The 23,401-nt window shown below is 39.5% G+C and carries 19 protein-coding genes, 3 tRNA genes and 2 rRNA genes; 22 read left to right on the top strand and 2 right to left on the bottom strand.

The window, feature by feature from the left end; all coding sequences use genetic code 11:
- The first annotated feature begins 295 nt into the window (after window positions 1–295).
- The 4 genes from STRPS_RS02995 (at window position 296) to STRPS_RS02980 (ending at window position 3,741) form a co-directional block, all read left to right on the top strand.
- Window positions 296–3,200: ribosomal RNA gene (locus tag STRPS_RS02995) — 23S ribosomal RNA — on the top strand.
- 191 nt (window positions 3,201–3,391) lie between these two features.
- A 5S ribosomal RNA gene (rrf, locus tag STRPS_RS02990) occupies window positions 3,392–3,507 on the top strand.
- 5 nt (window positions 3,508–3,512) lie between these two features.
- Window positions 3,513–3,586 (top strand) — tRNA-Asn (locus STRPS_RS02985).
- 81 nt (window positions 3,587–3,667) lie between these two features.
- Window positions 3,668–3,741, top strand: a tRNA-Arg gene (locus STRPS_RS02980).
- 68 nt (window positions 3,742–3,809) lie between these two features.
- Here STRPS_RS02980 and STRPS_RS02975 read toward each other — a convergent pair.
- On the bottom strand, window positions 3,810–5,159 hold the full coding sequence (locus STRPS_RS02975) for an aspartate kinase (RefSeq protein ID WP_007896272.1): 1,350 nt from the start codon (window positions 5,157–5,159) through the stop codon (window positions 3,810–3,812).
- Window positions 5,160–5,327: 168 nt separating this feature from the next.
- Between STRPS_RS02975 and truA the strand changes: the two genes are divergently transcribed.
- From truA to STRPS_RS02955, 4 genes are read left to right on the top strand one after another with little or no spacing between them, the layout of a single operon-like run.
- Window positions 5,328–6,077, top strand: coding sequence for a tRNA pseudouridine(38-40) synthase TruA (gene truA / locus STRPS_RS02970; protein WP_007893597.1), 750 nt, complete (start codon window positions 5,328–5,330; stop codon window positions 6,075–6,077).
- On the top strand, window positions 6,067–6,828 hold the full coding sequence (locus STRPS_RS02965; protein ID WP_007893581.1) for a bifunctional hydroxymethylpyrimidine kinase/phosphomethylpyrimidine kinase: 762 nt from the start codon (window positions 6,067–6,069) through the stop codon (window positions 6,826–6,828). The genes truA and STRPS_RS02965 overlap by 11 nt, the downstream gene beginning before the upstream one ends.
- Entirely contained in the window at window positions 6,821–7,291 is a 471-nt protein-coding gene (locus tag STRPS_RS02960) for an ECF transporter S component (RefSeq protein WP_007893656.1), read from the top strand. The genes STRPS_RS02965 and STRPS_RS02960 overlap by 8 nt, the downstream gene beginning before the upstream one ends.
- Window positions 7,292–7,305: 14 nt before the next feature.
- A complete protein-coding gene (locus tag STRPS_RS02955; RefSeq protein ID WP_007893660.1) occupies window positions 7,306–7,872 on the top strand; it encodes a TIGR01440 family protein in 567 nt (188 codons plus the stop codon).
- Window positions 7,873–7,940: 68 nt separating this feature from the next.
- On the opposite strand, the gene STRPS_RS02950 is transcribed toward STRPS_RS02955, so the two are convergent.
- The gene (locus tag STRPS_RS02950) at window positions 7,941–8,783 is read right to left on the bottom strand and encodes a mechanosensitive ion channel family protein (protein WP_007893595.1); all 843 of its coding nucleotides are present in this window, start codon (window positions 8,781–8,783) and stop codon (window positions 7,941–7,943) included.
- A 178-nt stretch (window positions 8,784–8,961) separates the two neighbouring features.
- Between STRPS_RS02950 and tig the strand changes: the two genes are divergently transcribed.
- From tig to STRPS_RS02880, 14 genes are all read left to right on the top strand, one after another.
- Window positions 8,962–10,245, top strand: a complete 1,284-nt coding sequence (gene tig, locus STRPS_RS02945) for a trigger factor (RefSeq protein WP_007893641.1) — start codon at window positions 8,962–8,964, stop codon at window positions 10,243–10,245.
- 83 nt (window positions 10,246–10,328) lie between these two features.
- Window positions 10,329–11,003 (top strand): HAD family hydrolase, encoded by a 675-nt coding sequence (locus STRPS_RS02940; protein WP_007893646.1) that lies wholly within the window; start codon window positions 10,329–10,331, stop codon window positions 11,001–11,003.
- Between the two features lie 76 nt (window positions 11,004–11,079).
- Window positions 11,080–11,664 (top strand): DNA-directed RNA polymerase subunit delta, encoded by a 585-nt coding sequence (gene rpoE, locus STRPS_RS02935; protein ID WP_007893665.1) that lies wholly within the window; start codon window positions 11,080–11,082, stop codon window positions 11,662–11,664.
- Between the two features lie 260 nt (window positions 11,665–11,924).
- Window positions 11,925–13,529, top strand: a complete 1,605-nt coding sequence (locus STRPS_RS02930; protein WP_007893631.1) for a CTP synthase — start codon at window positions 11,925–11,927, stop codon at window positions 13,527–13,529.
- 67 nt (window positions 13,530–13,596) lie between these two features.
- A complete protein-coding gene (locus STRPS_RS02925; RefSeq protein WP_007893578.1) occupies window positions 13,597–15,354 on the top strand; it encodes a sensor histidine kinase in 1,758 nt (585 codons plus the stop codon).
- Window positions 15,351–16,082, top strand: coding sequence for a LytR/AlgR family response regulator transcription factor (locus STRPS_RS02920; protein ID WP_007893658.1), 732 nt, complete (start codon window positions 15,351–15,353; stop codon window positions 16,080–16,082). Before STRPS_RS02925 ends, STRPS_RS02920 begins: the two co-directional genes overlap by 4 nt.
- 139 nt (window positions 16,083–16,221) lie before the next feature.
- Window positions 16,222–16,668 carry an antiholin-like murein hydrolase modulator LrgA gene (gene lrgA / locus STRPS_RS02915; protein ID WP_007893680.1) on the top strand — a complete coding sequence of 149 codons (447 nt, stop codon included), beginning with the start codon at window positions 16,222–16,224 and terminating at the stop codon, window positions 16,666–16,668.
- A gap of 18 nt (window positions 16,669–16,686) precedes the next feature.
- Window positions 16,687–17,394 carry an antiholin-like protein LrgB gene (lrgB, locus tag STRPS_RS02910; protein ID WP_007893590.1) on the top strand — a complete coding sequence of 236 codons (708 nt, stop codon included), beginning with the start codon at window positions 16,687–16,689 and terminating at the stop codon, window positions 17,392–17,394.
- Window positions 17,395–17,454: 60 nt separating this feature from the next.
- Complete coding sequence (locus tag STRPS_RS02905; RefSeq protein ID WP_007893685.1) at window positions 17,455–18,381, top strand: alpha/beta hydrolase; 927 nt, start codon at window positions 17,455–17,457, stop codon at window positions 18,379–18,381.
- Window positions 18,382–18,434: 53 nt separating this feature from the next.
- A tRNA-Leu gene (locus tag STRPS_RS02900) sits at window positions 18,435–18,520 on the top strand.
- Between the two features lie 174 nt (window positions 18,521–18,694).
- Complete coding sequence (locus STRPS_RS02895; protein ID WP_007893592.1) at window positions 18,695–19,576, top strand: class II fructose-bisphosphate aldolase; 882 nt, start codon at window positions 18,695–18,697, stop codon at window positions 19,574–19,576.
- 397 nt (window positions 19,577–19,973) lie between these two features.
- Window positions 19,974–21,071: a thiamine pyrophosphate-dependent dehydrogenase E1 component subunit alpha gene (locus STRPS_RS02890; protein WP_007893682.1), complete on the top strand. Its 1,098-nt coding sequence runs from the start codon at window positions 19,974–19,976 to the stop codon at window positions 21,069–21,071.
- Window position 21,072: 1 nt separating this feature from the next.
- A complete protein-coding gene (locus STRPS_RS02885; RefSeq protein WP_007893634.1) occupies window positions 21,073–22,050 on the top strand; it encodes an alpha-ketoacid dehydrogenase subunit beta in 978 nt (325 codons plus the stop codon).
- 12 nt (window positions 22,051–22,062) lie between these two features.
- Window positions 22,063–23,397 (top strand): dihydrolipoamide acetyltransferase family protein, encoded by a 1,335-nt coding sequence (locus tag STRPS_RS02880; RefSeq protein ID WP_007893694.1) that lies wholly within the window; start codon window positions 22,063–22,065, stop codon window positions 23,395–23,397.
- Window positions 23,398–23,401: the final 4 nt, after the last annotated feature.

Here is a 23,401-nt window from a genome sequence, read left to right as displayed (position 1 = left end):
GATATAAGTCCACCTAAACTTAATAATAAGTGAAGTTGAACACGCAACTAACTTCCTAGGAAAATAGATAATCTTCCTTGTGTGCAAGCACACTGTGTCAGATTCCTAATTTTCTACAGAAGTTTCGCTAAAGCGACCGTTGCTTTGTATCCTAGTATAGTCCATTGAAAATTGAATAACTATATCAAATTCCACGATCATGAAAATGATTGTAGAAAAGTAACAAGAAATAAACCGAAAAAAGATAAACGCGAACATATTAAAAAAATCAAGAAGGTCGCAAGACTGGAAATAAGGTTAAGTTAATAAGGGCGCACGGTGGATGCCTTGGCACTAGAAGCCGAAGAAGGACGTGACTAACGACGAAATGCTTTGGGGAGCTGTAAGTAAGCGCTGATCCAGAGATGTCCGAATGGGGGAACCCACTAACTAATGGTTAGTATCCATGACTGTAAAGGTTGTGAGAAGGAAGACGCAGTGAACTGAAACATCTAAGTAGCTGCAGGAAGAGAAAGCAAACGCGATTGCCTTAGTAGCGGCGAGCGAAACGGCAGGAGGGCAAACCGAGGAGTTTACTCCTCGGGGTTGTAGGACTGCGATGTGGGACTTAAATTTAATAGAAGAATTACCTGGGAAGGTAAGCCAAAGAGAGTAACAGCCTCGTATTTAAAATTGAATTAAGCCCTAGCAGAATCCTGAGTACGGCGAGACACGCGAAATCTCGTCGGAATCTGGGAGGACCATCTCCCAACCCTAAATACTCTCTAGTGACCGATAGTGAACCAGTACCGTGAGGGAAAGGTGAAAAGCACCCCGGGAGGGGAGTGAAATAGAACCTGAAACCGTGTGCCTACAACAAGTTCGAGCCCGTTAATGGGTGAGAGCGTGCCTTTTGTAGAATGAACCGGCGAGTTACGTTATGATGCGAGGTTAAGTTGAAGAGACGGAGCCGTAGGGAAACCGAGTCTTAAAAGGGCGCTTTAGTATCATGATGTAGACCCGAAACCATGTGACCTACCCATGAGCAGGTTGAAGGTGCGGTAAAACGCACTGGAGGACCGAACCAGGGCACGTTGAAAAGTGCTTGGATGACTTGTGGGTAGCGGAGAAATTCCAAACGAACTTGGAGATAGCTGGTTCTCTCCGAAATAGCTTTAGGGCTAGCGTCGATGTTAAGTCTCTTGGAGGTAGAGCACTGTTTGGGTGAGGGGTCCATCCCGGATTACCAATCTCAGATAAACTCCGAATGCCAAGTAGATATAATCGGCAGTCAGACTGCGAGTGCTAAGATCCGTAGTCGAAAGGGAAACAGCCCAGACCACCAGCTAAGGTCCCCAAATAATTGTTAAGTGGAAAAGGATGTGGGGTTGCACAGACAACTAGGATGTTAGCTTAGAAGCAGCTATTCATTCAAAGAGTGCGTAATAGCTCACTAGTCGAGTGACCCTGCGCCGAAAATGTACCGGGGCTAAAACAATTTACCGAAGCTGTGGATTACTAGTAATAGTAATGGTAGGAGAGCGTTCTATGTGTGAAGAAGGTATACCGTGAGGAGTGCTGGAACGCATAGAAGTGAGAATGCCGGTATGAGTAGCGCAAGACAGGTGAGAATCCTGTCCACCGTAAGACTAAGGTTTCCAGGGGAAGGCTCGTCCGCCCTGGGTTAGTCGGGACCTAAGGAGAGACCGAAAGGTGTATTCGATGGGCAACAGGTTGATATTCCTGTACTAGAGTATGAAGTGATGGAGGGACGCAGTAGGCTAACTAAAGCGGGCGATTGGAAGAGCCCGTCTAAGCAGTGAGGTGTGATATGAGTCAAATGCTTATATCTCTAACATTGAGCTGTGATGGGGAGCGAAGTTTAGTAGCGAAGTTAGTGATGTCACACTGCCAAGAAAATCTTCTAGCGTAGTATCATACTCTACCCGTACCGCAAACCGACACAGGTAGTCGAGGCGAGTAGCCTCAGGTGATCGAGAGAACTCTCGTTAAGGAACTCGGCAAAATGACCCCGTAACTTAGGGAGAAGGGGTGCTGTCAGCGATGACAGCCGCAGTGAATAGGCCCAAGCAACTGTTTATCAAAAACACAGCTCTCTGCTAAATCGTAAGATGATGTATAGGGGGTGACGCCTGCCCGGTGCTGGAAGGTTAAGAGGAGGGTTTAGCGCAAGCGAAGATCTGAATTGAAGCCCCAGTAAACGGCGGCCGTAACTATAACGGTCCTAAGGTAGCGAAATTCCTTGTCGGGTAAGTTCCGACCCGCACGAAAGGCGTAATGATTTGGGCACTGTCTCAACGAGAGACTCGGTGAAATTTTAGTACCTGTGAAGATGCAGGTTACCCGCGACAGGACGGAAAGACCCCATGGAGCTTTACTGCAGTTTGATATTGAGTATCTGTACCACATGTACAGGATAGGTAGGAGCCATAGAGAACGGGACGCCAGTTTCGTTAGAGGCGCTGTTGGGATACTACCCTTGTGTTATGGCTACTCTAACCCAGATAGGAAATCCCTATCGGAGACAGTGTCTGACGGGCAGTTTGACTGGGGCGGTCGCCTCCTAAAAGGTAACGGAGGCGCCCAAAGGTTCCCTCAGATTGGTTGGAAATCAATCGCAGAGTGTAAAGGTATAAGGGAGCTTGACTGCGAGAGCAACAACTCGAGCAGGGACGAAAGTCGGGCTTAGTGATCCGGTGGTTCCGCATGGAAGGGCCATCGCTCAACGGATAAAAGCTACCCTGGGGATAACAGGCTTATCTCCCCCAAGAGTTCACATCGACGGGGAGGTTTGGCACCTCGATGTCGGCTCGTCGCATCCTGGGGCTGTAGTCGGTCCCAAGGGTTGGGCTGTTCGCCCATTAAAGCGGCACGCGAGCTGGGTTCAGAACGTCGTGAGACAGTTCGGTCCCTATCCGTCGCGGGCGTAGGAAATTTGAGAGGATCTGCTCCTAGTACGAGAGGACCAGAGTGGACTTACCGCTGGTGTACCAGTTGTCTTGCCAAAGGCATCGCTGGGTAGCTATGTAGGGAAGGGATAAGCGCTGAAAGCATCTAAGTGCGAAGCCCCCCTCAAGATGAGATTTCCCATGATTAGATATCAGTAAGAGCCCTGAGAGATGATCAGGTAGATAGGTTAGAAGTGGAAGTAGTGTGAGCTATGAAGCGGACTAATACTAATAGCTCGAGGACTTATCCAAAGATAAAAAAGTTTATTGACAATGAGGTAGAGTTCTTGGTAAGATATAGTTATTCAATTTTGAGTGGACTAAATGAAGTAATGAGAACGTAAAAAAATCTGTATGAAAATAGGAAAGTGACGCTGTGTGCTTGCACAAGGAAGTTTATCTTTTTGACTAAGATTTTAGTTCGACTACAATTCATTCATAAGTTAAGTGACGATAGCCTAGGAGATACACCTGTACCCATGCCGAACACAGCAGTTAAGCCCTAGAACGCCTGAAGTAGTTGGGGGTTGCCCCCTGTTAGATAAGGAAGTCGCTTAGCCTTGATCCGCCATAGCTCAGTTGGTAGTAGCGCATGACTGTTAATCATGATGTCGTAGGTTCGAGTCCTACTGGCGGAGTCTTTAGAGATAGGAAATTCCTATCTTTTTTGGTTTAAAGTTATCAAAAAAGTGGATACTGTTTTTAAGAGGTAAAGTATAGCACCCTTAGCTCAACTGGATAGAGTACCTGACTACGAATCAGGCGGTTAGAGGTTCGACTCCTCTAGGGTGCATTATGAAATAAAAAACAAAAGAACATGGGTGCTTTTCTATGATACCCATGTTCTTTTTATTATGTGTTTTAGTTAAAAAAGGCCTGATAGAGAGCTTTGATAGCCTTTTTTTCATCTTTAGAGTCAACTACAAACATAACAGAAACCTCACTTGATCCCTGAGAAATCATGGTGATATTGATTTTATTTTCTGATAGTGCTTTAGTTGCCGCGGCAGTTACACCGACATGACTCTTCATGTTTTCACCTACAATCATGATGATAGAAAGGTTTTTGGTCACAGATACCTCGTCAACTTCTAAATTATGAGTTAAATAGGTTAAAATTTCTTTTTCCTTGATTGGGGTCATTTCCCTTTCTCGGATGACGATAGAGAGGTCATCAATGCCAGTTGGCATGTGCTCCCACCGGATATGCAAGTCTTCTAGAATTTGCAAGACTTTGCGACCAAAACCGACTTCTCTATTCATGAGATATTTGGACATGTTAATACTGATAAATCGGTCATCACCTGAAATGCCCACTACTGGATTTTTGTCGGTGCTGCGATCAAGAACAATTTTTGTTCCGGGGTGGTCTGGGTTGTTGGTATTCTTAATAACAAGTGGAACTCGTCCTCTGTAAGCTGGTATTAGGGCTTCGTCATGGAGAACGGTAAATCCTGCATAGGCGAGCTCTCGCATTTCCTTATAGGTCAATTTTTTGATGGAGTGAGGTTTTTTGACAACTCCTGGGTGTGCAGCAAATATACCATCAACATCTGTAAAGTTCTCATAGAGGTCTGCGCTAATGGCTGCAGCAATTAAGGAACCGGTAATATCTGATCCGCCCCGTGAAAAGGTACAAATTTGGCCATCTTTGGTAATTCCAAAAAAACCAGGGATAACTAAGATACCATCATACTCTTTTAGTTTTTCCATCTTATCATAGCTTGCTGGAAGGATACGAGCATTTTGGGGTTCGCTAGAAACCATTAAACCAGCGACTCCTGGGTTAAGGTACCTTGCTTTTATACCATTATTACGAAAATACTCAGCAATTAGTTTGGCATTATTATCTTCACCACTAGCTAAGAATGCATCATATAAGAAGGGATTGTTTTCAATGGGTAAGTGTGCTAATCCCTTGATATTATTTATAATAGTATCAAGGAGTTTCTGACTGAGCTCTAATGACTCAATAATCGTTTTAAAACGGTTGATGATACTGTCTTGGATATCATTGAGTGGAGCTCCAGTAACGTAAGCGTCATGATAGGCAATCAAGATATCTGTTAGCTTTTGATCATCTGAATGTTCTTTACCGGGTGCAGAGACGACAATAAATTTTCTGTTGGCATCAGTTTTTACAATGTTTAATACTTTTTTTAATTGCTCTGCATTGGCTAGAGAACTTCCGCCAAATTTTGTGACCTTCATCAATATTTCCCCTTTGGTACTTGAATATTAGCACTAATTATATCAGAATTGATGGTATTTGTCAGTATACCTATCAAGAGTAAGGCTTGCTAAAACAAGGTGAAACTGTATGGGTACAGATTAAGGATAAAATTATCTGATTGATAAAAAAAATGCTAGAATAGTATCATGATAAGATATAAAGCTATTATTTCCTACGATGGAAGCCAATTTTCTGGTTTTCAACGTCAAACTAATGCTAGAACAATCCAAGAAGAGATTGAAAAAACATTAATGCGTTTAAATAAAGGAAAAACTATAACTATTCAAGGTGCAGGTCGTACTGATGCTGGTGTACATGCTTATGGACAAGTTATCCATTTTGATTTAGCTGAAAGACGTGATCTTGAAAAATTAAGATTTGCCTTAGATACCCAGACACCTGAAGATATTGATGTCATAAGCGTTGAAGAAGTTTCTAATGATTTCCACGCGAGGTATTCGAAACACCTTAAAACCTATGAATTTATCGTTGATATCGGACGCCCTAAAAATCCTATGATGCGCCAATACGCCACTCATTACCCTTATCCACTAGACTTCTCATTGATCAAGCTAGCTATTAAAGATTTGGTTGGAACTCATGATTTTACTGGATTTACTGCAGCTGGAACAAGTGTTGAAAATAAGGTTCGCACACTCTATCAAGCGGATTGTAACTTTGATTCTCATCGGCAATTCCTCATTTTTACCTTTACTGGAAATGGTTTCCTCTATAAGCAAGTTCGCAATATGGTTGGTACCCTATTGAAGATTGGAAACCAAAGGATGCCAGTTGAGCAGGTCAGAATTATCCTTGAGCAAAAAAATAGGCAGTTAGCAGGTCCCACAATAGCTGGGAACGGACTCTATTTAAAGGAGATTATATATGAAAACTAACTATATTTTAGCTATTTCTGGAAATGATATTTTTAGCGGTGGTGGTCTCTATGCTGATTTAGCAACCTTTAACTATCATCAGCTTCATGGTTTTTTAGCGGTAACCTGTCTTACTGCTATGACGGAATCTGGGTTTGAAGTCTATGGAACAGAAGAAACTATATTTGAAAAACAATTACAAAGTCTTGATGCAGTTCCTTTTTCAGCCATTAAACTAGGACTTTTACCAAATCCTAACATTGCTGAGCTGGCTCTTAGCTTTGTCAAAGCCCATTCTGACATCCCAATTATTCTTGATCCGGTCTTGGTTTGTAAGGAAAACCATGATGTAGAGGTCTCTGCCTTAAGAGAAGAAATGTTAAAATTCTTCCCTTATGCGACTATCGTTACGCCAAACTTGGTAGAAGCTGAGCTATTGGCACAAAGGCCTATAAAAACTCTAAATGATATGAAAGCTGTAGCTGAACTGTTGCATCAATTAGGGGCCGAAAATGTAGTGATCAAAGGCGGAAACCGTTTTAGTCAAGAAATGGCTTTCGATCTTTTTTATGACGGGGAAGAGTTTCATATTTTAGAATTTCCTATTTTAAGTCAAAATAACACCGGTGCTGGCTGTACTTTTGCCTCTAGTATTGCTAGTTATTTGATGAAAGGTCAAAGTCCACTCGAAGCCGTTCAAAAGGCTAAGAGCTTTGTTTATGAGGCTATTAAACATGCAGATGATTATGGAGTAAAACAAAATTATGACTAATAGGAAACTTAAAATGATGGTTCTATTATCCATCCTAACAGCTCTAACTACTATACTGGGTAAATTCGTTAGCATTGCTACTCCATCAGGCTTTCTAACGTTGCTTGATGCGGGTATTTATTTCACGGCTTTTTATCTAGGAAAGCGTGAAGGCATGATTGTTGGCGCCCTCTCAGGTTTTTTAATTGATTTAATTTCTGGTTATCCCAACTGGATGTTCTTTAGCTTAATTGCCCATGGCTCTCAAGGTTATTTTGCAGGTCTAACAGGTCGAAGTCGCATTTTAGGACTTGTCTTAGCATCGCTAGCGATGGTTGGTATCTATTTCCTAGCGACTATCCCTATGTATGGATTGGGAGCTGCTGCCGCAGGAATAATTGGCAATATTGGTCAAAACTTTTTGGGAATGTTAGTTGGTTATCTGGTTTATCTGAGTTTTTCTAGAGTTAGGAAAGTAGCTTAGGAGGGGACTTACTGATGATTGATTATAAGGAATTGGCTAAGGAAACCCTAGAAATATTGAATGATGTTTTAGATAAAAGTAAGATTAAAGCAGGGCAGGTCTTTGTTTTAGGCTTATCGTCAAGTGAGGTTAAAGGTGGCTTGATTGGTAAGGAGTCAAGTCTTGAAATTGGAGAGGTTATCGTCAAAACCCTATTAGATGAACTCTCGGCTAGAGGAATTTATCTAGCCGTCCAAGGATGTGAACACTTGAATCGTGCTCTGGTTGTTGAAGAGAGTCTTGCTGAAGCTAAAGATTATGAAATTGTAAATGTTTTGCCTAGCCTTCATGCTGGGGGTAGCGGTCAGTTGGCTGCTTTTAAATACATGTCCCGTCCTGTTGAAGTTGAAGCTATTGTAGCTCATGCTGGACTTGATATCGGCGATACCTCAATAGGTATGCATGTCAAAAGGGTTCAAGTTCCAATTGTTCCAATCAGGAGGGAATTAGGTGGAGCTCATGTAACAGCTTTAGCTAGTAGACCTAAATTGATTGGGGGGGCACGTGCACTCTACAAAACAGATGTCATTCGAAAAAATTAAAAACCTGATGAACAGGGAGCGCTAAAATTGAGAAAAGAATCAATCTAGCCTAACTGTTCATTAGGTTTTTATTTGGTAGGTATTTGAAGTGTGTTAGAGGTTGGTAAAATAATACCTTCTTTTAGAAGAGCTGCTTGATATTTTTGATAAAAAGTATGATAAATAAGGTATTGTTGCCCATTTTCTGTGAAGATTGCCACCTTAAATGAAAATTGACCGTTAGCAGTAATCTGAGGTCCTAAAATAGTTGGTTTATCAACAATTTGCGGATAGTTTACTAATTCTTTTTGATTCACAGCTTCAATAATTGTGGTCACCTGATTTAAATCTGTTGTTGAATATAAGGGGATTTCAATTAATGCCCGCATATTGCCACGAGATTTGTTGCTCACAACTGTTATATTGCGATTGGGGATGAAATGGAGTGTTCCATCAAATCCCCTCACTTGTGTTGTCCGAATCCCTACACTCGAAATATTACCATCAATACCAGCGATTGAAACAGTATCCCCTACTTCAAATTGATTTTCAAATAGGATAAAGAAACCATTGACAACATCTGATAGAAAGCCTTGAGCACCTAAACCAATTGCTACCCCAGCAATTCCAGCCCCTGCAAGTAAACTGGAGACAGGAATGTTTAAGAGGCTGAGACACCAATATAGTAGCAGAAAATAGAGGAGGTAATTGATTAAGTTATGCATTAATTTGGTTAAGGTCCGTTTGCGAGCTTGGCTTTGTCTAGATAGACTTAAAGATTTAAAAATAGCTTTTTCTAAAAAAGAGTTAGCTAATTGTTTAGCGAGAGCAAAAAAGAGCAATAGCAGGCTTAATGATATCAATTTTGAAATTAAGGAAAATAAGAGTCCTTCAAGATTAAGATGATTAATATAATTGATTAAAAAAGTCATAGACAATCCTTTCTCATGTTGTTAGTTTATCAAAAATCAGGTTAAATGAAAATGTCTAGCTTTAAAAAGTAGAAGTAAAAGGGGATAGCTCTACTTTCATATATAAAAAAACTTTAAAACAGCGTTAATTTATGATAAAATGAAGAGTATCTAAATTATTTTAAGGAGAAATGACTTAATGTCTACATCATTTGAAAACAAAGCTACTAACCGTGGCGTAATTACTTTTACAATTAATCAAGAAAAAATCAAACCAGCTCTTGATCAGGCTTTTAATAAAATAAAAAAAGATTTAAATGTACCAGGTTTTCGTAAAGGTCATGTGCCTCGCCCTATTTTTAATAAAAAATTTGGTGAAGAGGTTCTTTACGAAGATGCTTTAAATATCATCTTGCCAGGTGCTTATCAAGAAGCCTTATCAGAACTTGATTTAGACGTTGTAGCACAACCTAAAATTGATGTTGTTTCAATGGAAAAAGGACAAGACTGGGAGATTTCTGCTGAGGTTGTTACAAAACCAGAAGTAAAACTTGGTGATTATAAAGATTTAACCGTTGAAGTTGAGCTTTCAAAAGAAGTTACAGATGAAGAAGTAGACGAAAAGATTGAACGTGAACGCAAAAACCTAGCAGAGCTTATTGTTAAAGAAGACGCTGCTGTAGAAGGTGATACTGTTGTTATTGACTTTGTTGGCTCTGTTGACGGAGTTGAGTTTGACGGTGGAAAAGGTGACAACTTCTCACTTGAACTTGGTTCAGGTCAATTTATTCCTGGCTTTGAAGAACAATTGGTTGGTGCTAAAGCCGGTGAAACAAAAGATGTAAATGTTACTTTCCCTGAAAATTACCAAGCAGAAGATCTTGCAGGTAAAGATGCAAAATTCGTGACAACTATTCATGAAGTGAAAGCTAAAGAAGTTCCTGAACTTGATGATGAATTAGCTAAAGATATTGATGAAGAAGTTGAAACACTTGATGAATTAAAAGCAAAATACCGTAAAGAGCTTGAAGTAGCTAAAGAAATCGCTTATGATGACGCTGTTGAAGGCGCAGCAATTGAGTTAGCTGTTGACAATGCTGAAATTGTTGAATTACCAGAAGAAATGATTCACGACGAAGTTCACCGTTCTATGAACGAATTCATGGGCAATATGCAACGTCAAGGAATCTCTCCAGAAATGTACTTCCAATTAACAGGTACATCTGAAGACGATTTGCATAAGCAATACGAAGCAGAAGCAGATAAACGCGTTAAAACAAATCTTGTTATTGAAGCTATTGCTAAAGCAGAAGGTTTTGAAGCTACAGACGAAGAGATTGAAAAAGAAATCAAGGAGCTTGCAACAGAATACAATATGCCAGTTGAACAAGTTCGCTCCCTTCTTTCTGCTGATATGTTGAAGCATGATATCGCAATGAAAAAAGCAGTTGAAGTCATTACTGAGTCTGCTAAAGTAAAATAAAAGCTACCTAAAGAGGTAATTGACAAGAGAGTCTGAAATACTTATTTCAGGCTTTTTCTTAATTGAAAGGAGAGATATGAGATATGTTAGAAGCTATCATTTTTGACATGGATGGCGTCATTGTAGATACAGAATATCTGGATTTTCAGTTACAAAGTGACTATATTAGGTCAATTTCCGTTGCACCTCATTCTTTAAATCATGAGAATTTTTCAGAACTGGTAGGGCGCTCTGGCCAAGATCTCTTAAGGCGTATTCGCCATTTGAGTCAAACTCAAGCTACAGATCAAGATATATCGATTGCTTTAGAGAAGATTTCAGAAGAAAAATATAAAGCAGAAACTGCTAAGGGTTTATTCCGAAAGGATGTTCTTAAAATTATCCTATTTGCAAAAGAAAACCAAATGAAGTTAGCTGTCGCTTCTTCAAGTTCTAAAAAGCATATTAAGAAAGTGCTAGAAGCTTGTGGTATCCTGAAAGACTTTGATCTCATTGTCTCTGGAGAAGATTTTCAGGAAAGTAAGCCAAATCCGGCCATTTATCATTATGTTCTGAAAGAATTAGAGTTAGAAGCAGAAAAGGCTATTGTGATTGAAGATTCCCCATCTGGGATAATCGCAGCAAAAGCCGCCGGTATGCAAGTCATAGCTTTTGAAGAGAAACGTCTACAGATTGATCAAAGGGTAGCAGACTATGTGCTTAAAGATATGGATGCTATCTTTAAGCACATAGTCAATCTAACTAAATCTAGTCCTTAAATAACCAATAAAAGCTTTGACGAATGACTAAATTTAGCGTAGAATAGTAAGGAATGATAAAATAAGGAGAATTGCCTTGAAATTAGACATATTTGCGGGACAAGAAAAAAGTGAATTATCAATGATTGAAGTAGCCCGTGCTATTTTAGAAGAACGTGGTCGCGACAATGAAGTGTATTTTAGTGATTTAGTCAATGATATTCAAACTTTTTTAGGAAAATCTGATGCCGATATTCGTCATGCGTTGCCATTTTTCTACACGGATTTAAATACAGACGGATCATTCATTCCGCTTGGGGACAACAAATGGGGTCTACGCTCATGGTATGCCATTGATGAGATTGATGAAGAAATTATCACGCTAGAAGATGAAGAAGATGGTTCACCAAAACGTAAGAAAAAACGTGTTAATGCCTTTATGGATGGTGATGAAGATGCGATTGATTATAGCGATGATGACCCAGAAGATGAGGACTTTACAGAAGAAACTGAAGACGTTGAATATGATGAAGAAGATCCAGATGATGAAAAATCAGAAGTGGAATCTTATGATTCAGAATTAAATGAAATTATCCCAGAAGATGATATCGAAGAAGTCGAAATCAATGAAGAGGTTGATGAAGAAGAGGACGATGAAGAGGAAGACGACGAAGAAGAGTAAACTTCTAGTCGCTTAGGACAGTTTATCTTTTTGCTCTCATTAAATTGAGATTTTATTTGACAAATATGACGATATAGTTTATATTATTACTCGGGCACCTCTTTAAGAGGTCGATTAAGGCTCCCTATCATTAGGGGGCTATTTTTGTTTTTTCATCATGAAAAATTCAGGCTTTTGACCATTCTCAATTAAGAGTGCTATTCCCCTTGTCAAGGGCCTTGGAAATGAACATGATTCAAAAAATTTTATAAGGAGTATTAATGACGAAGTATATTTTTGTAACTGGTGGTGTGGTTTCATCAATTGGTAAAGGGATTGTGGCAGCAAGTTTAGGACGTTTATTAAAGAACCGCGGGTTAAAAGTAACCATTCAGAAATTCGATCCTTACATCAATATTGATCCAGGGACAATGAGCCCATATCAACATGGGGAAGTTTATGTAACGGATGATGGTGCTGAGACGGACCTTGATTTAGGACACTATGAACGTTTTATCGATATTAATTTAAATAAATATTCGAATGTTACAACAGGTAAAATATACAGTGAAGTATTACGTAAAGAACGAAAAGGCGAGTACCTAGGCGCAACAGTTCAAGTTATCCCACATATCACAGATGCCTTAAAAGAAAAAATTAAAAGAGCAGCTACAACAACCGACTCCGATGTTATTATCACAGAAGTTGGTGGAACAGTTGGTGACATTGAAAGTTTGCCATTCTTAGAAGCTCTTCGTCAAATGAAAGCTGATGTAGGTTCTGATAACGTTATGTATATCCACACGACCTTGTTACCTTATCTCAAGGCTGCTGGCGAGATGAAAACAAAACCAACACAACACTCAGTAAAAGAGTTACGCGGCTTAGGTATCCAGCCTAACATGCTTGTCATTCGTACGGAAGAAGAAGTAGAAGATGGTATTAAAAATAAATTAGCACAGTTTTGTGATGTTGAACCAGAAGCTGTTATTGAATCACGTGACGTTGAACACCTCTATCAAATTCCCCTGAATTTACAAGCTCAGGGTATGGATCAAATTGTTTGTGATCACTTGAAGTTGGATGTTCCAAAAGCAGACATGACTGAGTGGACTGCTATGGTTAATAAGGTTATGAATCTTAAAAAAACAACTAAGATTGCACTTGTTGGAAAATACGTTGAGTTACCGGATGCTTATCTATCTGTTGTTGAAGCTTTGAAGCACTCAGGTTACGAAAATGATACAGCTATTGATCTAAAATGGGTAAATGCTAACGACCTAACAGCTGATAATGTAGCATCTTTACTTGAAGATGCTGATGGTATAATTGTACCTGGCGGCTTTGGTCAACGTGGTACAGAAGGCAAAATTCAAGCTATTCGTTATGCTCGTGAACAGGACGTTCCAATGTTAGGTATTTGTTTAGGCATGCAACTAACTTGTGTTGAATATGCTCGAAATGTTTTACATTTAGAAAATGCTAATTCTGCCGAACTTGATCCAGAAACACCTTACCCAATCATTGATATTATGCGTGATCAAGTTAATATTGAGGATATGGGTGGAACCCTACGTTTAGGTTTATACCCATGTAAGTTGAAATCTGGTTCAAAAGCTGCAGCTGCCTATCATAACCAAGAAGTTGTTCAACGACGTCACCGTCACCGTTATGAGTTTAACACCAAATTCCGTTCCGAGTTTGAAGCAGCAGGTTTTGTTTTCTCAGGTGTTTCACCAGATAACCGCTTGATGGAGATTGTCGAGTTGCCAGAGAAAAAATTCTTTGTAGCAGCCCAGTATCACCCAGAACTTCAGAGTCGTCCAAACCATGCTGAAGAACTCTATACAGCCTTTATTACCGCAGCTGTCGAAAACAGCAAGTAAGGAGAGACCATTATAAACTTGAAAGTCATTTCAAAACAGTGTTATAATAACCCAAAGAGGTTATGCTATGATTACACTATTTTTACCCCTGCTTGAAAGAGTTGGGCTGATCATTCTACTGGCTAATCTGTTAATGATTAGCCCTTTTTATAAGCGCATGATGTATCACCGTGATTCTTTACGGGTACGTTGGCTCCTGATTATGACCTTTAGCGTTTTTGCCATCATTAGTAATTTTACCGGGGTTCTTGTTAATGCTCCTTATGATATTGGGAATGGTGGCTTGGTCAGTCTGTCCTCTCATACTTCCATTGCTAATACAAGGACTTTAACTATTGGGATGTCGGGGTTAATTGGCGGTCCCTTTGTCGGATTTTTTGTTGGCTTGATCTCAGGAAGTGTTCGCTGGCTCCAGGGAGGAAATGCACCTCAGACATACTTTGTTTCTTCGGTTTTAATTGGGATTTTTTCTGGTTTACTAGGGCGTATGAGCTTACGCAGAAAAAGCTATCCAGCTGTCTGGCAAGGAAGTTTGTGTGGCGCACTAATGGAAGTTATCCAGATGCTTTGTATCTATCTTTTCTCACCTGACAAGTCACAAGCGGTAGAATTAATTCAAATTATAGCTATTCCGATGGTCTTTGTTAATGCTTTAGGAACAGGTCTTTTCTTATCAATCATTCTTGGAACATTGAGGCAAGAAGAGAGCATGAAAGCTATTCAAACACATGATGTTTTAGCTTTGACCAATACAACCTTACCCTATTTTCGTCAAGGACTTACCCCAGAATCAGCCCAAAAAGCAGCCTTAGAAATTAAAAAGTTTATGCGGGTTTCTGCCGTAAGTGTCACCAATAAAACCTCTATTTTAGCTCATGTGGGTGCTGCTAGTGACCACCATATCCCAGCTAAGAAAATTATTACTGATTTATCTAAAGAGGTTATTGAAACAGGACAGATCCATGTAGCTAAGCATAAGTCAGAAATAGGTTGTCATGTGCCAGACTGTCCCTTGGCTGCCGCTATCGTTGTTCCCTTATATGTGAGAGGGCAAGTTGCGGGAACCTTTAAACTCTACTTTACTGATGCAGATCGTCTCACCTACGTTGAAGAAGAATTAGCTGAGGGTTTAGGAAATATTTTCTCTTCACAGTTAGAACTGGGACAAATGGCTATAGAACAAGGCTTGCTTAAGGATGCAGAAATTAAATCCTTGCAAGCTCAAGTTAACCCTCATTTTCTTTTCAATGCTATCAATACCATATCTGCTTTGATGCGCATTGATGGGGAGAAGGCACGTCACTTGCTTCTTCAGTTGGGGAATTATTTCCGTGCTAACATCACTAGCACACGTCATAATCTTATTTCTGTGGCGGAAGAATTAAAACACTTAAAGGCCTATCTCGCTATAGAACAGGCCCGATTTCCAGATCGTTTTGACATTCAGATGCTAATCCCTGAAAGTTTGCATCAAGCAGCTATTCCGCCATTTGTTATTCAAATTCTCGTTGAAAATGCCTTAAAGCATGCTTTTGCAGGACGAAAAAAAGATAATCATGTTGGTATAAAGATTTCTACTGATGACCAAGCATTACACTTACAAGTTAAGGATAATGGGAAAGGGATTGCTAAGGATCTGCTTCCTAAGCTAGGAAAAGAAGTTATCCCATCATCGCAAGGGACAGGGTCCGCGCTTGAAAATCTCAACCGTCGACTTATTAATCTATATGGTGATGCTTCACAATTAGTTATCAGCTCCAATGAACAAGGTTCTTGTTTTGACATTTATTTACCATTGCAATGGATTGAAGGAGATAAAGTATGAAAGTTGCCCTTATTGATGATGAGCCATTAGCACGCATGGAACTGTCTTATCTACTGCAACAGACCCAAGAGGTAGAGGCTATTTTTGAAGGGGAATCTATCGAAGATGCTTTTCAGATTATTCTGACAGACCAACCAGATTTACTTTTTTTAGATATTCATTTGACGGATGAAAGTGGCCTAGATTTGGCCAAACGCTTAAGTAAGGTTCCTCAGGCACCGCTTATTATTTTCGCGACAGCTTATGATAATCATGCTGTGGAGGCTTTTGAAGTCAATGCATTGGATTATATTCTAAAACCTTTTGAGGAAACACGAATCAAGAAAGCTATTGAGAAAGCAAAGTCGGCCTTAGAAGTTCAAAATACTAATTATTTGACTCAGGCTAAAACGGATAAAACGATTGAACGTTTAACAATTGAAACAGACGAGCGCATTTACTTGCTCCCATTCACCGATATTATCTATTGTGAGGTTCAAGGAAAAGAAACGACAATTCATACAAAAAAAGGATCTTATACGAGTCATACGAGTTTATCAGCTCTTGAAAAAAATTTGACATCAGATCGTTTTTTAAAGGTTCATCGTGCTTACATTATTAATCAAGAAGAAATCAAAGAAATTCAGCCTTGGTTTAATCAGACCTATCAAGTCACCATGTCTAATAGGGGGAAAGTTCCAGTTTCACGTTCTTATATTAAGTCTTTTAAACAACAGCTAGGTCTCTAGTCTGTAACTTAAGCCGACGCAGATGTATTTCATACCAAGGTGGAAGCCTTCTATTCTTAAAAGAGCTCGTAGGGCTCTTTTTTTGTCTATAATAAAGACAATCAAACAAGTTAGTTCAAGAGTGAAAAGGAGTCATATCATGAAAAAAACATATTCAGTGATTTATCAAAGTGTATTAATTGGAACAATCGTTTTAATCTCCAAATTTATTGAAAGTCTCCTTCCAATGCCGATGCCTGCTTCTGTTATAGGTCTGGTCCTGATGTTTTTGGCTCTAAACTTTAATGTTATCAAGTTAGAACAGGTAGAAACAGTAGGAGATGCTTTGGTTAATAATATCGGCCTCTTCTTTGTTCCAGCAGGTATCTCGGTGATTAAGTCACTTGGTTTATTGCAAGCTCACTTTGTTTTAGATATGATCTTGATCTTTGCTTCAACCCTAATCTTACTAGTAGCAACAGGCTGGATGACCCAACTAATCCTCCAACTTAATACAGGTTCGGTATTCAAAAAGAGCCCTACTTTTACACAAACACAGGAAAGACAGAGTAAGGTTTTGGCAGATAATAAGGTATTTGCAAAATAAGGAAAAGGAGTTGGGAAAATGGAAGCATTTATTCAGTTATTAAAAGTGTCGCCAATCTTTGGTGTGCTATTATCAGTAGGAACATTTTTCATTGGTCAGATATTGTTTAAGAAGACTAAAGGATTCTTCCTATTTGCCCCACTCTTTGTGGCCATGATTCTGGGAATTGCTACTTTGAAAGCCACTGGCATTAGCTTTGACCAATACAATAAAGGTGGGCAGATCATTGCTTTCTTCCTTGAGCCTGCTACAATCTGCTTTGCTATTCCCCTCTACCGTAAAAGAGATGTTTTAAAAAAATATTGGGTTCAAATTTTAGGGGGTATCACTTTGGGAAGTATCGTTGCTGTCTATGGGATTTATGTCATTTCAACTCTTCTCCAATTAGGTAGACTTGTTACAGCTTCAATGTTACCTCAAGCGGCAACGACAGCCATTGCGATGCCGACTTCAATAGCTATAGGGGGATCAGCAGAGTTGACATCATTAGCTTGTATTTTAAATGGTGTTATTATTTATGCATTGGCGAAGCCCTTAATTAGGCTATTCAAAATTGATGATCCGATTGCGCGTGGACTAGCTTTAGGCACAGCAGGGCATGCACTTGGTGTTTCAGCAGCAAAAGATTTTGGACAGGTGGAAGAATCAATGGGGTCCATTGCCCTAGTCATTGTGGGAGTTATTGTGACTGTAGTTGTTCCTATCCTAAGTAGTGTACTTCTCTAAATGTTAAAAAAGAAAGTTAGCCCCTTTCTTTTTTGACTAAAATGAGGTAAACTATTTGGTATGAAAGTAATTCGATTATCAAAGTATTTAATGATTATCCTCCTACTATTAACAATGATTAGTGTAGGAGCTAGTTCCTATTTTTTCCATGTTGCCCAAATTCGGGAGGAAAAATCCTTTATTAGTAAAGCTAAACGTGGTAAGGAAAATCCTTTGTATGCCAGCGAGCAGGTCTTTGATACTCTAAAAGTTGAAAGGCGTTATTTAACTAATAGAGGAAAAAAACAAGTTGCTTGGTATCTACCTGCAGAAAAACCGTCTCAGAAAACAGCTATAGTGGTTCATGGCTTTTTAAGTAGCAAAGCAGGGATGAAGCCCTATGCGATGTTGTTTCATGATTTAGGCTATAATGTCTTAGTTCCTGATAATGAAGCACATGGTGAAAGTGAGGGTCATATCATAGGATATGGTTGGAATGACCGCCATAATCTCATTGCGTGGACTAAGCAGTTAGTCAAGGTAGATCCAAAAAGCCAAATTACTTACTTCGGTTTATCTATGGGGGCTGCTACAGTGATGATGGCTAGTGGTGAGGAATTACCAAAACAAGTTGTCAATATTATTGAAGATTGTGGCTACAACAGTGTTTGGGATGAATTAAAGTTCCAAGCTAAAAAAATGTATAAGCTCCCAGCATTTCCTCTCCTATATGAAGTTTCTGCTATTTCAAAGATTAGGGCTGGTTTTACTTATGGAGAAGCAAGTGCTCAAGAACAACTGAAAAAAAATCACTTACCAATTCTATTTATTCATGGGGACAAAGATGACTTTGTGCCTACATCTATGGTTTATAGTAATTATAAGGCGACAGCAGGACCAAAAGAAATATACATTGCCAAGGGTGCTAAACATGCACGGGCATATGAAACTAATAAAAAGCAATATGAAAAGGAAATTACAAACTTTTTGAAAAAATATCAAAAGTAAGGATTGACAGAAAAGCTCCCAGCTGATATAATAATTGATGTTGCTGATGAGTAGCGGGGATGGCGGAATTGGCAGACGCGCAGGACTAAGGATCCTGTGACCGCTTTAGGTCGTGAGGGTTCAAGTCCCTCTCTCCGCATCATTTTGAGTGAGTCTATGACTCACTTTTTTTGTTTTTGAAAAAGTTAGAATTATAGAAAATTGAGGAGGGAAAACGTTTTACCCTTTAGCAAGTACTAGAAATTTAATGTTAATTATGCTAGAATGGACAATGTAAACGGGATAACCCGAAAAATTAGAGGAGGCCTAACAAATGGCAATCGTTTCAGCAGAAAAATTTGTACAAGCAGCTCGTGAAAACGGATATGCTGTTGGTGGATTCAACACTAACAACTTAGAATGGACACAAGCAATTTTGCGTGCAGCAGAAGCTAAAAAAGCTCCAGTTCTTATCCAAACTTCAATGGGTGCTGCTAAATACATGGGTGGTTATAAAGTATGTCAATCACTTATTTCTAACCTTGTAGAATCAATGGGTATTACAGTTCCTGTAGCTATTCACCTTGACCATGGTCATTATGAAGATGCTTTGGAATGTATCGAAGTTGGTTACTCTTCAATCATGTTTGATGGTTCTCATCTTCCTGTTGAAGAAAACCTTGCTAAAACTAAAGAAGTTGTTGAGTTAGCACACGCTAAAGGTGTTTCTGTAGAAGCTGAAGTTGGAACAATCGGTGGTGAAGAAGATGGTATCATCGGTAAAGGTGAACTTGCACCAATCGAAGATGCTAAAGCAATGGTTGAAACTGGAATTGATTTCCTTGCTGCAGGTATCGGTAACATTCATGGTCCATACCCAGCTAACTGGGAAGGTCTTGCTCTTGACCACTTAGAAAAATTAGCGGCGGCTGTACCAGGCTTCCCAATCGTTTTACACGGTGGTTCAGGTATTCCTGACGATCAAATCAAAGCAGCTATCAAACTTGGTGTTGCTAAAATTAACGTTAATACTGAAAGCCAAATTGCATTCTCTAACGCAACTCGCGAATTTGCTCGTAACTACGATGCAAACGAAGCAGAATACGATGGTAAAAAATTATTTGACCCACGTAAATTCTTGGCTCCAGGTATGAAAGCTGTCCAAGCAGCCGTTGAAGAACGTATTGACGTTTTCGGATCAGCAAACAAAGCATAAGTTTAACTAAAGCATAACTAACAAGTTTTTGTGAAACAATCTTTGATTATGAACAAACAAAGCATAAGTTTGAGTCATAAAACTGTTAAAAGCCCTTGTGGGCTTTTTTATAACCCCGGCCTGATAGCATAATTTTAGTTATTGCCAGCAAGCTATGATTGAAAGGGACTCATACTGTCTAGACCTCCAGCGAGAGGTCTTTTTTTTTATAAAATCATTTCAGTTCAGTTCAGTTTTTTTACGAGAGATAAGTTGTTGGTTAAAGAGAAAACCTTCTTCACTAAGAATAACTTAAGGGGATCATAACTTGAACTATTACTTATAGCACTATAAGAAATAGGAAGTTTACTCCCGATAAAGAAAGCGCTATCATTTATTTGAAAGGAAGGAAGACAACATGAAGATTAGTGAACTCAATTTTACGGAACTTGTGTCATCTTATGACGAGAAATTTCCAATTTATCATATCCTAAATGAAGAAGGAAAAGTGGATGATCAAGAAGCAATGGATCAACTTAGTAATGAGGAATTGCTTGCATTAATGGAGGCAATTACTTGGGGACGTGCCATTGATGAGCGTGTTATTCTTTTAAATAGGCAAGGAGCGCTAAGTAATTATGCACCTGGCGGTGGCCAAGAAGCTAGTCAATATGGCGCTGTTTTAGCCTTAGATAAGAAGGATGTTTTTGCGCCAACTTATCGTGATGTTTTTGCAGGTGTTAAATTTGGTTTGAAGCTCTCACAAGCTTTCTTGTGGTATAAAGGGCACTATGTTGCAAATCAATACCCTAAAGACTTAAATATGTATTCTCCCAATGTTATCGTTGGTGGAACCACTATTCAGGCATTAGGGAATGGTATCGCAAAACGGATGAAAGGTGAGAAACAAGTTGCCTTGTCATTATGTGGAGATTCTGCTACATCACAAGGTGATTTCTATGAAGCCTTAAATTTTGCAGGTGTTTTTAAAGCTAATCTCATAGCAGTGGTTCAAAATAATGGTTATGGTATCTCGGTTCCGACCTCACATCAAACCAAGGCAGCTACTCTTGCCCAAAAAGCAGTCGCAGCAGGAATTCCTGCCATAAGGATTGATGGTATGGATCCTGTAGCAGTATATTACACTGTAAAAAAAGCGCGTGAATATGCTATCGAAAACGGTCCAGTACTTATTGAGAATATGACTTATCGTTTTGGTCCGCATACCATGTCTGATGATCCTAAACGTTATCGTGCTGATGAAGAAGTTGAAGAATGGCGTCAAAAAGATCCTCTTATCCGGCTTGGAAATTATCTGACTGAAAAAGGCTTATGGAGTCAGGAAAAAGCGGACGCTATTTATGAAGAAGTAAAGGTAGAAGCGAAAAATGCCTTAGCAGAAATGGCGAAAACAGAGTCCCAACATATTACAGAGTTTTTAGAATTTATGTATAAAGATAAGCCACAGAATATTAGAGAACAAATTGCTTATTATCAAGCAAAGGAGGAAAACTAAGATGCCAGTTTTAACATTAGCACAAGCCGTTACAGAGGGATTGCGTGAAGTGATGAAAAAACATGACAATGCCTTAATTTTTGGTGAAGATGTCGGCAAAAATGGTGGAGTTTTCCGTATAACTGCGGGAATGCAAGAAGAATTTGGTGAAAATCGTGTTTTTGATACCCCTCTAGCTGAATCTGGAATTCTTCAAATGTCTGTGGGGCTTGCTCAAGAAGGTTTCTTACCTATTCCGGAAATGCAGTTTTCAGGTTTCATTGTAGAAGCTATGGATGCTTTAATTGCGCAAATCCCTCGTCAACGCTACCGTTCCGGTGGTACTCGTAGTGCTCAAATTACGATCCGTGCCCCTTACGGCGGTGGTGTTCATACGCCGGAATTGCATTCTGATAGTTTAGAAGGCTTTTTATCTCAAATTCCGGGATTACGTGTAGTTATCCCTTCCTCAGCCTATGATGCCAAAGGTTTAATCATTTCTGCAATTGAATCTGAAGACCCAGTCTTTTTCCTAGAACATTTACGTCTTTACCGTACAGTTAAAGATGACGTTCCAGAAGGTTACTATACTGTTCCTCTTGATAAAGCAAATGTTGTTCGTGAGGGATCAGACGTGACATTAATTGGTTATGGATTAATGGTTCAATTAGCTCTTCAAGCAGCTGAAGAACTAGAAAAAGAAGGCATCAGTGCAGAAGTCGTGGATCTCAGAACAGTTTCGCCAGTTGATTATGAAACACTTTGTGCTTCGGTTGCTAAGACGCATCGAGCTATTATTCTTCAAGAGGCGCAACGCCAAGCTGGTACTGCAGGTCAAATCATGTCTGAACTAAGTGAACGTAATTTTATGGATTTGGATGCGCCACTGGCACGTGTAACTGCTCCAGATACCATTTTCCCATTTGGTTTAGCTGAAGAGGATTGGATGCCAAGTGTCGAAGATATCATCGTAAAAGCTAAAGAAACTGTAGAATTCTAGGGAGGAGACAGAATGTATCAATATATATTACCTGATGCTGGTGAAGGCACTCATGAAAGTGTCATCATGGCATGGACTGCAAATGTAGGTGATAAGGTTACTGAAGATGAGACATTATTAGAAATTGAGAGTGATAAGGCTGTTGTTGAATTACCTAGTCCAATATCTGGTTACTTAGCAAAAATCTACGTTGAAGCAGGAGATACTGGAATCGTTGGCGAACCAATTGCTGACATCGTTGAAACGGAAGCTGAATTAAAAGAGTATTTAGCTACTAATAATGGTGAAGCAAGCAATAAAGTTCCAGTTGAAACGTCATCATCAAAAGAAACGCCACAAGTTGAAGAAAAAGCAGCTACTACAAGTCAGACTGTGGTCGCTCAAGTAGATTCCTCAACAGATATTCGTCTATTAGCAGTACCACGTGTTCGTAAATATGCACGCTCAAAACATGTTGATTTGCATGCTGTGAACGGCACTGGCAATAATGGCAAAATCACTATGGAAGATATTGATAATTTCTTGGCAAATGGCGGAGCAAGACAGGTAGCTCAAGCCAAAGAAGAAATATCAGAAAGGCATGAAGAGGTTCCTGAAGAAAAAGCAGTAGCTGCATCAGTAGCGACAAAAGAAGAATTTGCAGAAGTGGTAGAAAAAATACCGGCAATCCGTCGCACTATTGCTGACGCTTTGGCAAAAAGCTCCAGTGAAGTCGCTCAAGTTACGGTCTTTGATCAAGCAGAAGTTGATGCCCTTGTTGCTCACCGCAACAAGATGAAAGTCATCGCGGCTGAAAAAGGTATTAAATTAACGTTCACACCATACCTGGTTAAAGCATTAGTTGCGATGTTGAAACACTTCCCAGATTTAAACGTTTCTATCAATATGGCTAAAAACGAAATCAGTCATCATCAATATTACAACATTGGTGTGGCAACTGACACACCTCGTGGCTTAATGGTACCAATGATTCGTAATGCTGAGCGTAAGAGTCTCTTTGATATTGCGAAAGAAATTACTGAAATTTCACAAAAAGCGCGTGATGGCAAGCTTGGAACAGCAGATATGGGCAAAGGGTCAATATCAGTAACCAATGTAGGTGCTGCAGCAACTGCGGGTGTTTGGTCAACACCAATCATTAACTTACCAGAGATTGCTATCTTAAATGTAGGTCGTATTGATAAAGTTTTTATGCCTGATGAAGAAGGCAATCCAGTATTGAAGAATGTCATGAAAATATCATTCGCTTTCGACCATCGTGCCATTGACGGTGTTTATGCACAAGAAGCTATCAATTTGCTTAAGTCTTATCTAAGCGATCCAGATTTGTTGTTGGCAGAGGGGTAATAGC

The sequence above is a fragment of the Streptococcus pseudoporcinus LQ 940-04 genome (assembly GCF_000188035.1).
Lineage (GTDB): Bacteria > Bacillota > Bacilli > Lactobacillales > Streptococcaceae > Streptococcus > Streptococcus pseudoporcinus.
This window is presented reverse-complemented; position numbering and strand designations above follow the sequence as displayed.